11 protein-coding genes are annotated in these 12,576 nt (G+C 70.0%); 6 read left to right on the top strand and 5 right to left on the bottom strand.

The window, feature by feature from the left end; genetic code table 11:
• From ACFYP0_RS20695 to ACFYP0_RS20710, 4 genes are read left to right on the top strand one after another with little or no spacing between them, the layout of a single operon-like run.
• Nucleotides 1–1,947, top strand: coding sequence for an MFS transporter (locus ACFYP0_RS20695; RefSeq protein WP_386997186.1), 1,947 nt, complete (start codon nucleotides 1–3; stop codon nucleotides 1,945–1,947).
• A 5-nt stretch (nucleotides 1,948–1,952) separates the two neighbouring features.
• Nucleotides 1,953–2,501, top strand: a complete 549-nt coding sequence (locus ACFYP0_RS20700) for a hypothetical protein (protein ID WP_386997188.1) — start codon at nucleotides 1,953–1,955, stop codon at nucleotides 2,499–2,501.
• Entirely contained in the window at nucleotides 2,498–3,676 is a 1,179-nt protein-coding gene (locus tag ACFYP0_RS20705) for a M23 family metallopeptidase (protein ID WP_386997190.1), read from the top strand. Before ACFYP0_RS20700 ends, ACFYP0_RS20705 begins: the two co-directional genes overlap by 4 nt.
• Nucleotides 3,677–3,689: 13 nt before the next feature.
• Nucleotides 3,690–4,289, top strand: coding sequence for a hypothetical protein (locus ACFYP0_RS20710; RefSeq protein WP_386997192.1), 600 nt, complete (start codon nucleotides 3,690–3,692; stop codon nucleotides 4,287–4,289).
• A gap of 1 nt (nucleotide 4,290) precedes the next feature.
• Here ACFYP0_RS20710 and ACFYP0_RS20715 read toward each other — a convergent pair whose 3' ends face one another.
• A complete protein-coding gene (locus ACFYP0_RS20715) occupies nucleotides 4,291–4,734 on the bottom strand; it encodes a hypothetical protein (protein ID WP_386997194.1) in 444 nt (147 codons plus the stop codon).
• Between the two features lie 306 nt (nucleotides 4,735–5,040).
• On the opposite strand from ACFYP0_RS20715, the gene ACFYP0_RS20720 reads away from it, so the two are divergent.
• Both ACFYP0_RS20720 and ACFYP0_RS20725 read left to right on the top strand, forming a co-directional pair.
• On the top strand, nucleotides 5,041–7,602 hold the full coding sequence (locus ACFYP0_RS20720; protein WP_356978056.1) for an FtsK/SpoIIIE domain-containing protein: 2,562 nt from the start codon (nucleotides 5,041–5,043) through the stop codon (nucleotides 7,600–7,602).
• 46 nt (nucleotides 7,603–7,648) lie between these two features.
• Nucleotides 7,649–8,350, top strand: coding sequence for a hypothetical protein (locus ACFYP0_RS20725; RefSeq protein ID WP_355578934.1), 702 nt, complete (start codon nucleotides 7,649–7,651; stop codon nucleotides 8,348–8,350).
• Nucleotides 8,351–8,458: 108 nt separating this feature from the next.
• Here the strand turns inward: ACFYP0_RS20725 and folE are convergent, their stop codons facing one another.
• The 4 genes from folE to ACFYP0_RS20745 form a co-directional block, all read right to left on the bottom strand.
• On the bottom strand, nucleotides 8,459–9,124 hold the full coding sequence (gene folE, locus ACFYP0_RS20730) for a GTP cyclohydrolase I FolE (protein WP_091403265.1): 666 nt from the start codon (nucleotides 9,122–9,124) through the stop codon (nucleotides 8,459–8,461).
• 35 nt (nucleotides 9,125–9,159) lie between these two features.
• The gene (gene ftsH / locus ACFYP0_RS20735) at nucleotides 9,160–11,178 is read right to left on the bottom strand and encodes an ATP-dependent zinc metalloprotease FtsH (RefSeq protein ID WP_356978054.1); all 2,019 of its coding nucleotides are present in this window, start codon (nucleotides 11,176–11,178) and stop codon (nucleotides 9,160–9,162) included.
• A 530-nt stretch (nucleotides 11,179–11,708) separates the two neighbouring features.
• Complete coding sequence (gene hpt, locus ACFYP0_RS20740; RefSeq protein ID WP_112582849.1) at nucleotides 11,709–12,284, bottom strand: hypoxanthine phosphoribosyltransferase; 576 nt, start codon at nucleotides 12,282–12,284, stop codon at nucleotides 11,709–11,711.
• 100 nt (nucleotides 12,285–12,384) lie between these two features.
• Nucleotides 12,385–12,573, bottom strand: coding sequence for a hypothetical protein (locus ACFYP0_RS20745; RefSeq protein WP_124860879.1), 189 nt, complete (start codon nucleotides 12,571–12,573; stop codon nucleotides 12,385–12,387).
• Between the last annotated feature and the right edge of the window lie 3 nt (nucleotides 12,574–12,576).

Here is a 12,576-nt window from a genome sequence, read left to right on the forward strand (position 1 = left end):
ATGGCTAGGGCCTGGGCAAGGACCGTGTCGTTCCTGCTCGCCCTTGGCGTACTGGCCGGGGCCACCCTCACCTGGCCGCTGATCGGCGCGGAGGCCGCAGCCGCCGCACCGCCCACCGCCCAGGCCCGCGCCGACCTCTGCACGACCGCCGAATGGCAAGCCGACTTCCGCGCCTGCGTGGCAAAGCTAGAAGCGGTCGCCGACGACCAGGTCACTTGCCGCAACGCACCGACCCCGGGTACGCCGGACTCCGGGCTCGCCGGCTGGTTCGCCGCCGCGCCCCCCACGGAGGCAGCGAATGGAGTAGCTGGTCGGTACAGCCTCTATGGCTACGGGGGTTATAGCTACACCACCTACGACGTCGGTGGTTGCGCCTCAAGTGTGCTCCATCCGGATTACAAGTTCACCACGACGATTGCCAATGGCGAGTTCATGGCCGCCACGGCAATCATCGGCGCATCAAATGCCCTCAGAGAGCGCGCCTGGGACCCCGGTTCGATGTGGGGATGGGCTGACCCGCTTGTCGAGCAGGCGACCAAGGCCGTGTACCAGAAGGTGTTCAGCGTCTTCGGCATCGTCACCCTGTGTGTGGTGGGACTTTACCTACTCTGGCGGTCCCGCCAGTCAGACATGAGCAACGCGATGACCACTGCGGGCTGGGCACTACTGGTGATGGTCGCGGTCACGGCATTGGCCGCTTGGCCGGTCAAGTCAGCGAACATCGCTGACGGTGCACTCGTCACCAGCCTCGGAGTGGTGCATGACGCCGTTGGGCCACAAGCGAAGGAACCGGACCCGGGACGGTGCATCGATCCTGAACGCTGCAAGGACCTACGAGCCCCTGCCGTCCGAGCAAGCGACACCGCTACCGAAACGATGCTCTACCGGAACTGGCTCCGGGGCGTATTAGGTTCGGCAGAAAGCGAGACCGCGCTCAAATACGGCCCCGCACTTTACGATGCAAAATCTGTGACGTGGGGTGAGGCCAAGTCGATGCGCGCCAGCTCGGCGGCCCGAGACGCGACGATCAAGGCCAAGCAGCAGCAGTGGGCCCGGGTGGCGCAGCAGATTAAGGCCGAAGATCCGGAGGCGTACGAATACCTCCAAGGTGTACGCGATATGGACCGGGTCGGCGCAGGGTTCATCGCCGTGCTCGCGGCCCTACTCTTTGCGATGTTCGACCTGACCGCGTCGCTACTGGTCCTACTGGGCTTCCTGATCTTCCGGTGGGCGGTGATCGCCGCACCCATCCTGGGCACCATCGGTCTACTGCGGCCGGCCAGCGCCGGTCTGCGGCGTTTGGCGAACGCCGTGGTCGCTGCGCTGTTCAACATCGCCATCTTCGGCACCGGGGCCGCCATCTACCTGTTCGCTGTCGACCTGATCATGAGTACCCCCACCATGCCGGGTTGGCTTCAGGTGGTGTTGGTCTGGCTCTGCGGGGTGGTCGGATGGCTGCTGCTGCGCCCGTACCGGCGGATCACGCAACTTGGTGGCAAGGACAGCAGCGAAGCGGTCAGTTCGGCCGGGTCCTGGCACCGCCGGTTCTTCCGCGACATGCGAACCGCCGCTCGGCTGGACGTAGCCGAGCCGGGCGGCACCGCCGAGCCGGTGGGCGGACGTCGACGGTCGCCCGACGCAACGCAGACCCGGCTACGCCCGGAGGCGCGGCGGGAGGACCCGGCTCCGGTGCCGACATCTGCGGCCGAGGGCCGGCGCGCAGACGCGGTGCGCCCCGATGGTAGAGAGCGACCCGAAGAGGCGCCGGCAGAGGAGGGCAGGGGTCGGAGCCGCCCAACCGCACCGCAGCCCCGACGCCGACAGCCAGCGACCTGGACCGAGCCGGATGTTCCGGCTGAAAACCCGTCGTTCGTGGTCTACCGCCCGGGCTCCACCGAGCGTGTACCGGATCGCACCGGACCTCGGGTGCGCTCAGAGGCGAGGTGACGGTCATGCGACGGGCGTTGGAATTCATCTTCACTCGGGCGCTGCGGTCCCGCTTGGGCGTTGCGCTCGTGATCGGAGTGCTGGTCGTTGGTGTGCTCGGGACAGCCCGGCTGATCTCCAACCCGGGCGATTCAGCCGATGGGTTGAGCAGCCGTCCGGATGGGCCGATCATCACCGTGGATCCGACGGCCGGCGACGACGGTCTGCTCAGCAGCGCAGCTCCGCCGTCACCCGTGACGTCGCCCGGCGCCCGCACGCCCGAACAGACCGCCGACCGCTTCGCCAAAGCCTGGCTGGGCCGTCCCGGGATGACCACCGAAGAGTGGCAGGCTGGCCTGCGGCCACTTTCCACGCCGGCGCTCAGGGAGAAGTTGACCGGCGCCGAGCCCGAGAGCGTGCCGGCCGAGAAGGTCACCGGTCCTCCAACCATGCGAGAGCGGACCGAGACGTTCGTCGAGTTGCTGCTTCCCCTTGATACCGGCGGGCTCCGGTTGGAGCTGGTCACCTCCGACGATGGTTGGCTGGTCGACGTTCTGGACTGGGAGCGGCCATGAGCGACGTTGGTAACGCCGGAACTCGGCGCGGGCCCCTCCGGCTCGGTGTGGTCGCCGCGGTGCTCACCGGGATGCTGCTCCTGCTCTGCTGCACTGGCGGCACCGCGGCGTTCTTCCTCACCGGGCTCGGAGGCGACGACGCCGAGAACGGCGACGCAATGGCACGCATGGAGTGCGGGCCGGTCCGAGCGGTGAACATCGCGGGCACGCTGCCGCGATTCGCCCAGTACGGCGACACCCAGGTCCGCAATGCCGCGATCATCATCAAGGTCGGCCAGGACATGGGCGTACCTTCGCGAGGCTGGGTGGTCGCCCTCGCCACCGCGATGCAGGAGTCCGCTCTACGCAACCTGGCCAACAGCGGCGTACCCGCGTCCCTGGCCCTGCCGCACGAGGGCGTTGGCGCGGACCACGACTCGCTGGGCCTGTTCCAGCAGCGGCCTGGGTGGGGCACTGTCGCCGAGCGGTTGAACCCCGCGTACGCGGCCCGCAAGTTCTACGAGAAGCTCGTCAAGGTGGAGAGCTGGCAACAACGACCGCTGACCGTGGTCGCGCAGCGGGTGCAGGTCAGCGCATATCCGGACGCGTACGCCAAGCACGAAGAGGTAGCCAGCCGGATTGTGGACGCGCTGGCCGGCGGCGCGGCCCGCACCGTCGAGATCAACGGCAAGGCGGTGTGCAACGCGGCCGAACGCGGTCAGATCGCCGCTTCCGGCTGGACCGCGCCGATCCCTGGCGGAGTAGGCTCCGGTTTCCGCACCGCCAGCCGACCCAGCCACAACGGAGTCGACATCGGCGCGGCCAAGGGCACCGAGATCCGCGCGGCAGCGACCGGTCGGGTGCTGGTCTCGACCTGCGACGAGGACCGCCGCGGCCGGCAGGACTGCAACGTGGACGGATTCCCCGGCAAGGGGGGCTGCGGCTGGTTCGTCGACCTGCTGCACGCCGGTGGTTACATCACCCGGTACTGCCACATGGTGGTTCAGCCCTTCGTCAAGAAAGATCAGATCGTGACGGCCGGTCAGGTGATCGGCAAGGTCGGCAGCAGTGGTAACTCCTCCGGCCCGCACCTGCATTTCGAGGTGCACCTGCAGAACAACCGCAACGCCTCCGGCGCGGTGAATCCGGTCCCGTTCATGCGCGAGCGGGGTGCCCCGTTGCGCGCCGCTGAGTGAGGCCACCACAGGTATGACCGGACCGTTACCCGACCCGTTCGCCGACCAGCCCGACTGGGCACCGCAACCGCCGAGACCCCTGGCCATCATCCCCGCGACGGAGCGGGTCGAGCTACGCGGTCGACGGGTGCTGGTCGGCCTGCCCGGAATGGGTTGGCGCGGCGACCTGCGCGCGGACGACCGGGTGGTGCAGAGCGCCCGGACCTACGTGCCGGTGATACCCGAGCACGAGTGGTACCGGGCCGAAGCCGACCAGGTCGAGGTGTTCGCGCCGCTGGTGCCGGTGGAGCGGGTCTGGGTGGAGACGGTCGGCAGCCGTCCGGGCATGGACGAGACCCGGGACACGGCCATCCGGTTGGTCTCGCTGGACGGCCCGGCACACCGAACCCCCACACCGGTATTCGAAGCGGACGCGGTCACCGGTCGGCGGGTGGTGCACGTCGAGGGTGGCCTGGAGCACCGTGACCTTCGAGCGGTCACCGAAACCTACTCGGGTGCCGAAGGGGACATCTGTGTGCGAGTCACACCCGAGGTGGAGTGGTACCGCTGGGCCTGGCGTGGCCAGTCACCCACAACCTTGGAAGTGCCGGTCCATTTGTTGTGGATTGAATGAGTCAACCAAGCCTGGCGGCAGCACACACACGCCATCCGTCCCGGTTGTCCAAATCGAACTGCCACGTGTCTGCAAGGCTCTGATGAATCCCGTCAATCGCGGCGCTCCGCCGGATAACAGCGATCACGGTGGCGTCGGTGCCGACAGTCTCAGTAACGACGACGTCTTCGATGTTAATCGAAAAAGAGACGCCCAGTTCCTGCTCCCGTCCGGCAACGTCCGCAGCGAACTCATCGACCGAGGGGACTGCACCATCGCAGGTAAACAACTTCGCTCGGTTCGGGTCGCCGGAGACGAGCGTCGCCTGAAGGTAATTGATCACCGCGACGTCCGGCGTGCTGCGGTCGGGCGTCGAGGCGCGGTTGTACCAAATCAAGGCCGTGGCGACTCCGCCGAGGCAGAGCAGGGCGAGCACGCCGGCGACGACCGTGAGCACCGTCCGCATCCGGCGGCGGGGCGGCTGCGGTGCCGGCGGTGCCGGGGCGGCCGGCAGCTGCTCGGACGGTGTCCGCTGGGCCGGTACGCGGGAGACCTGGGAACCGGCGGGGGGCTGCACTGATTCCACCTCCTGAAGTTATCGGCTGGACGCCCCGGAGCCAATGCCTCAGATCCAGCGGATCGTGACGGACCCCTCCCCACCGGTGAGATCCACGACATCACCGGCGCAGCGCCGAGGCACCTCCCGGAGGAGGACCGTCGGCTGGGATACCGTCTCTGCTTGGGGAGGGGTTGCCAACCTCGGGTAGAGGGGGTGGACGCGGTGGCCGGTCCGAAGGCTCGCACGAACCGCGCCGCAGCCCTGCACCGTCGAGCGGCGGCCGTCGCGACCGCGGCTGCCGGGATCCTGGACGAGACGCGGCCGGCTCCGGCCGATCAGCGCCGCCAGTACGAGGTGGCCGACCGGTTACGGACTGCTGCGGCCCTGCTGGCACCGGGCTGGTCGGGCGCGGCACTGGACTCGCTCACCGTGGACTCACCGGCCGGTGATGGTCCGCCGCCGTTCGTTCGGGTCGGTACTGCGGCGCCGTTGGATGACGCTCGTTTCCCCGCGTTGGTGCCACTTGTCGGCACCGGTCACCTCAGCGTGGACGCTGATGCGCGGGAGCCTCGGGTTGCGGGGTTGCTCCGGGCCGTACTTCTGCGGTTGTTGGGTGCGGCACCGGCGGGTGCCCTGCTGGTTCGCGCGGTGGATGCCACCGGAGCTGTGCTGACGCCGTTCGGGGCACTCGCGGATGCTGGCCTGTTGCCGCCACCGGCGGCGGACGTGGCGGGTCTGCGCACGGTGCTGACCGAGGCGGAGCAGTGGGTGACGCCGGGGGCGAGTGGGCGACGCCGTCACGATCGGACGCTGTTGCTGGTGGTGGCCGCGCTGCCGGAGTCGACCGGTCCGACCGACCTGGCGCGCATCGAGACGTTGGCCGAGCAGGGGCCGGCCGCTGGGCTGCATCTGGTGGTGGCGGGTTGGCCGCCCGCCGGCCCGTACTCGGCCCGGGCGCCGCTGCCGCACACCACGTCGCTGGTGCTGCGGAATGCGTACGCGCTGCTCGGCGATCCGCCGGGGTCGTCGTTCGCCGGGCCGGGCGCCGATCCGCCGGGCGGCCTGAACTCGCCGGTCTTCGTCGAGTCGGACCCGCCGGCCGAGCTGGTCGACGCGGTCTGTCGGCGGCTCGCCGAGCAGGTGGAGGCGGGTTCCCGGTTGGCGTTGGGTGCTCTGCTGCCGCCGACGGGTGAGCGACTGTGGGAATCGGACTCGGCCGAGGGGCTGACCACGACCGTCGGCGATGCCGGGGGCCGGTCGGTGCCGCTGGGCTTCACCGAGTTGACCCCGCACTGGCTGGTGAGTGGCCGGTCCGCAGCCGGCCGGGCGGCGTTCCTGACCACCGCGCTGCTCGGCCTGGCCGCCCGGTACGGCCCGGACGACCTGGTGTTCTACCTGGCGGATCTCGGCGACGGCGAGTCCTTCGTGGAGTTTTTGCAGACCGAGCGGGACCGGTCGTGGGTTCCGCAGGTGCGCGCGGCCGCGATGGCCGCCGACCGGGAGTACGTCCGGGATCTGCTGGACGAGTTGACGGCCGAGGTCCAGCGCCGCACGGAGGCGGGCGCTCGGGCCGGGGGGCAACGCTTCGCGGAGCTGCGTCAGCACCAGCCGCTGCCACGGGTCGTCTGTGTGGTGGACAATGTGCCGCTGCTCTTCGCCGAGCGGGACCGGCTGGCCGCCGAGGTGGCCGCCCAGTTGGACGGGCTGGCCCGGGCGGGTCGGGCGTACGGCGTGCACCTGGTCCTGGCGGGCGCGGGCGAGTTGGGGCTGAGTGCGCGCGCGGATGCTGGTCATCGGGATTCGGTGCTCGGGCAGTTTCCGGTACGGGTGGCGCTGCCGGGTGGCAGCCCGGTGTTGGAGCCGACGAACGACTCGGCGGCCGGTCTGCCGGTGGGCAGCGCGGTGGTGAACACGGCTGGCGGCCTCGGCGGCCCACGGGGTGCGATCCGGGGTCACGAACGGTTGATCCGTCACCCGGACCCGCAGGATCATCCGGAGGTCGTGGAGAAGCTGCGGCACGAGTTGTGGGCGGCCCGTCCGGCCGGGTCGGTGCCGCCGGTGGTCTTCGCGGGTTACGCCCGGCCGCTGCTGGGCAACGATCCGCGTCACCGGGCGGCCCTGGCGGGACAGGCACACGGACCGGCCGCCCTGCTGGGCCGGGCGGTGGACGTGGCCCGCTCGACGGTCGCCGTGCCGCTGGGTCCGGCGGCCGGGCGCAACCTCGCGGTGTTGGGGTCGGGCACCGCGGCGGGCGGGCTGTTGGCGACGGCGGCGCGGAGCACGTCGGCTCACCACGCACCGGGCACTGCCCGCTTCCTGGTGGCGGCACCGGATCCGGGCGCCCGCGCCCTGGCGCAGGCGTTGACGGCCGATTTGGCAACCCGGCATTCGGCCGAGCTGGTGGATCTGCCGACGCTGCTCGCGGACGCGGCCGACGACCTGCCGACGTACCTGGTGGTCTTCGGGCTGGACCGGCCGGGTCCTCGGGAGCTGCCGGTGGACCGGCTGCGGTCGCTCCTACGAGACGGGCCGCCGGCGGGGCGGCATCTGCTGGGCTGGTGGCGTGCGGTGCCGCCGTTCGCCGCGTTGTTCGAGCCGGCGGGCGAGGTCGACAAGCTGGCGGCGGTGGCAGTGCTGGACGTGCCGGTCGCGCAGCTCACCGCGGTCTTCGGTCGACCGGTCGAGTGGCAGGTGCGACCCGACCGGGCGGTGCTCTGGGACGGCCCGGACGAGCGGGGCACCGTCCTGGTGCCGTTCGCCGACGAGGCCGGCTGATCGGGTGGCGCGTGTGGAGGGTGTCGAGGTGGATCCGATCGCGACGGTGACCGGGCCGGGGCGGCAGCGGGCAGCTGCGGCGACCGGGGACGCCGCGCCGCGTGCGGTCGAGCCCAGCACGGCCTGGACGGAGTATCTTGCGGCCGCCCGCCAGTTGGACGGGGTACGCCGGGGCGCGGCTGCCGCCGCTGGTGAGCAGGCCCGGTCGGCGGAGGCCGCCCGGGAGGAGTTGACGGTGGTCCGTACCGGGCTGGCGAGTCAGCAGGAACGGCTGCGCGAGTTGGGCGTACCGGCGATCTCCCTGGTGCCGTCACCGCCCGAGCTGACCGAGGCCGCCCGGTCGATGGCGGGTGGCCCGGCGGCCGTGTTGGCGGCGCTGCGGGCCGCGCGTGGCTGGTCCGAGGCGGCGGACGCGGCGCTGGCCGCGCGCCGCCGGTTCCGGCCGGGGTCCTGGCCCGCGCGGGCGCGCAACCTCCTGGTGTACGGGCCGTTCGCGCTGCTGGTGCCGCTGATCCAGGTCGTGGTTCTGGCGGCGACCGGGGTGGGACCGGCCACTGTGGCGGCGTTGATCTGCGGGCTGCCGATGCCGGCGGTCGCGTTCGTCGCCGGTTGGATCGGCATTGGCCGGTTGTTCCGGGTCGGCCCCACCGAGCGGCTGGACCGTACGGTGCGTTTCGGCGCGTTGGTGTGCCTGGTGCCGGCGGTGCTGGTCACGGCCGGCCTGCTGTTGGCGCTGCTCGCTGGCTGACCCGCCGGGCCGGAAAGCCGCCCGGCCGAACAACGCCGGGCGGGTGGGGGGAAACGCAACGGCCGGCCGTCCCGGATGGGTATCGGCCGGCCGTGGTGCGTCGGGGTGTCAGCGGGGGATGATCAGCGCCATCGCCTCGGCCCGCGACTTGGAGTCCGACTGCAGGATTCCGCGTACGGCCGACGTGATGGTCTTGGCACCGGATTTCTGGATGCCGCGCATCGCCATGCACATGTGTTCGCATTCGAGCACGACGACGACGCCGCGTGGTGCGAGTTTGCTCATCAGCAGGTCGGCGACCTGCGACGTGAGCCGTTCCTGCACCTGCGGCCGACGGGCGAAGACCTCGACGAGTCGGGCCAGCTTGGACAGGCCGGTGATCCGCCCGTCGGGGCCCGGGATGTAGCCGATGTGCGCGCTGCCCCGGAAGGGCAGCAGGTGGTGCTCACAGAGGCTCATCACGTCGATGTCCCGGACGATGACCAGCTCTTCGTGGTTGGCCTCGAAGGTGGTGCTGAGCACCTGGGCCGGGTCGACCCGCAGGCCGGCGAAGAGTTCGGCGTACGCACGGGCGACCCGGGCCGGGGTCTGCTGGAGTCCGTCGCGGTCCGGGTCCTCGCCGACCGCGATCAGGATCTCGCGGACGGCCTTCTCGATCCGGCCGAGGTCGACCGCGTCCTCGACAGGGCGGCCGGTCAGCTTGCCGCTGATCAGCCGCGCGGCCACGTAGTCCAGCTCGTCGTCGCCGTCGGGTTCGGTCGCGGAGACGGCCAGCTCCCGGTGTGGGGAGCTGGCCGTCGGGTCGTTGCTCAGTGCGTGCCGTCCGAGTTGTTGGACGGCGCGACGCCACCGACCGACGCCTGCGCGCCGTCGGCCTGGGCCTGCGCCTTGAGCTTGTCCTTCTCCGCAGGGGTGAGCACGGGCGGCTCGGTGGAGGGCTGACGCTTGCCGAAGCCGTTGTACGGCGCCAGCGGCGGGCGCTTGACCACCCGGGAGCAGATCCGCGCCATGTCGGCCGTGGAGAGGGTTTCCTTCTCCATCAGCTCCAGCACGATGTTGTCCAGGACGTCCCGGTATTCCACCAGGATCTCCCAGGCCTCGTCGTGCGCCAGCTCGACCAGTGCCCGCATCTCGCCGTCGATCTCGGCGGCGACCGAGTCCGAGTAGTCCCGCTCGTGGCCCATGTTGCGGCCGAGGAACGGCTCGTCCCCGCTGGTGCCGTACTTGATCGCGCCGAGCTTGGAGCTCATGCCGTACTGGGTGATCATCGCGCGGGCCAGTTGAGTGGCCTTCTCGATGTCGTTGCCGGCGCCGGTGGTCGGCTCGTGGAAGACCAGTTCCTCGGCGGCGCGACCACCCAGCGCGTACGCCAGGGTGTCGATCATTTCGGCGCGGGTCTGGGTGTACTTGTCTTCGGTCGGGAGCACCAGGGTGTGGCCCAGCGAGCGGCCACGGGACAGGATCGTCACCTTGTGCACCGGCGCGGCGTGCGGCAGCGCCCAGGCGACCAGAGCGTGACCACCCTCGTGGTACGCGGTGATCTTCTTTTCCTGGTCGCTCATCACCCGGGTCCGCCGCTGCGGACCGGCGACCACCCGGTCGATCGACTCTTCCAACGAGTCGTTGGTGATCGCCCGCTGCTCCTTGCGAGCGGTGAGCAGGGCCGACTCGTTGATCACGTTGGCCAGGTCGGCGCCGCTGAAGCCCGGCGTACGACGGGCCACCGCGTCGAGGTCGACGTCGGGCGTGAACGGCTTGCCCTTGGCGTGCACCCGCAGGATGGCCTTGCGGCCCTCCATGTCGGGGGCGTCCACCGGGATCTGCCGGTCGAACCGGCCCGGGCGCAGCAGCGCCGGGTCGAGGATGTCCGGCCGGTTGGTGGCCGCGATCAGGATGACGCCGCCCTTGGTGTCGAAGCCGTCCATCTCGACGAGCAGCTGGTTGAGCGTCTGCTCCCGCTCGTCGTGGCCGCCGCCCATGCCGGCGCCACGGTGCCGGCCGACGGCGTCGATCTCGTCGACGAAGACGATCGCCGGGGCGTTCGTCTTGGCCTGCTCGAACAGGTCACGGACCCGGCTGGCGCCGACGCCGACGAACATCTCCACGAAGTCCGAGCCGGAGATGGAGTAGAAGGGCACCCCGGCCTCGCCGGCGACCGCGCGGGCCAGCAGCGTCTTGCCGGTGCCGGGCGGGCCGAACAGCAGCACGCCCTTCGGGATCTTGGCGCCCAGGGCCTGGTACTTGGCCGGGTTCTGCAGGAAGTCCTTGATTTCGTACAGCTCTTCGACGGCCTCCTCGGAACCCGCGACGTCCGCGAAGGTCGTCTTCGGAGTGTCCTTGGTGATCATCTTGGCCTTGGACTTGCCGAAGTTGAGCACCCGAGAGCCGCCGCCCTGCATCTGCGACATGAAGAACAGCAGCAGGAGCACGAGCAGCGCGATCGGCAGCAGGTTGACCAGCAGGCTCACCCAGATGCTGTCCGAGGAGACCTTGGCGTCGGCCGGGCCGGTGACCCGGTTGTTCGCCTTGGCGTCCAGCACCTCGTTCCAGATCTGGTCGCCAGCCTGGTACGGGAACTGCGCCTCGATCTTGTTGGTCTCGGTCTTACCGAACTTGGTCTTCTGGGCCAGGTCCAGCTGGAGCGTCTGCTCCTTGTCCTGGAAGACCACCTTGTTGATCTTGGCGGTGTGCAGTTGATCGAGCGCAACGGAAGTGTCCACGCGGTGGTAGCTGGGACCACTGGTGAACAGCTGACTGAGCACAACGGCGCCGAGGATGACCAGGATGATCCAGACCACCGGTCGGCGGAAGAAACGCGTACGTTCCATACTGTTGTCGAGCGCCGGGGCGCCCGCATCCTCCTGATCGACGTCCTGACCGTCTGATGGTGTCGCCGCGTTGAGCGGCGGCCGGAGCCGCCGTGCGGGCCGGCCTCGACCCCGAGGCGCGAAAACTACCGCGCCGCGGTCATTCGACGGTACACCGTGCACGCGAGGAGTGAGCTTGCGAGCCCCGCAGTCGTGCACCATCAAAAGACCGCGTACGCCAGCAGCGAACCTGCGAGCCCCCGCACTCTGCGCGCCTTCGACATCGACGACACGCACCGTGGGCAGGCCCACCAGCCCCGCAGCCAACGTACGGCGAGTCCGGGTGGAAGCCGGCGTGGCAGGGAGTCCGGCTCGGCCACCCGAGCGCCCGGTCACGCGATCGAGAGGGTCGAGCGCGGAGGAACCTCCGGGCCACCGTGCTACACGGTAACCGCATCAGCTGAGAGCGCGCTGAACGTCGGCTTGATGGATGCCGATGCAATTCGGGTTCATGTCGACCGGTGGCCCGTCGCGACGGGTCGGACCCGGCGTCAGGAGCGGGCGTAGACCTCGGGCTTGAGCACCCCGACGTACGGCAACTCCCGGTAGCGCTCAGCGAAGTCGAGACCGTACCCGACCACGAACTCGGTGGGGATGTCGAAGCCGACGTACTTCACTGGGACCGGCACCTTCACCGCGTCGGGCTTGCGGAACAGGGCGACCACCTCGACGCTCGCCGCCGAGCGCGACTCGAGGTAGCGCAGCAGCCAGGAGAGCGTGAGCCCGGAGTCGACGATGTCCTCGACGACGACCACGTGCCGACCGGCGATGTCCCGGTCCAGATCCTTGAGGATGCGGACCACCCCGGAGGAGGTGGTGCCCTGGCCGTAGGACGAGATGGCCATGAAGTCGAGCTCCGCGGGCGGGCCGTTGCGGCCCAGCGCCCGGGCGAAGTCCGCCATGAACATCACCGCGCCCTTGAGTACGCACACCAGCAGCAGCCCGTCGCCCACGTGGGCGTAGTCGGCGGAGACCTGCTTGGCCAGCTCCGCCGTCTTCTCGCGGATCTGCGCCTCGGAGATGATCACGTGGTCGATGTCGGCGTCGTACCAGGAGCCGTCAGCCATGACTCCTAGCCTGCCGTACGTCGGATGGCCTCCGTCGGCGGGGCCGCACCTTTTGGCGCGGTCCCGCCGAGGATTTTCTGCGCAAACAACGCTAATCACATCAGTTGGTACGTGACCGCCAGCGGCGGCCGTCGTCGCTCGGCTTCCAGTCGGCCGAATCGTGGCTGTCGACGGTGAGGCCGGCCGCCGAGGCGGCGGCGAGGAGGACAAGGAACAGGAGGATGAACAGGAACTCCATGGCGGCGCTCGCTTTCGCATGATTGCTATCGGTTTCGCCGCCGGTGCGCACCGG

This window comes from Micromonospora arida (assembly GCF_042873195.1).
Classification (GTDB): Bacteria; Actinomycetota; Actinomycetes; order Mycobacteriales; family Micromonosporaceae; genus Micromonospora; species Micromonospora arida.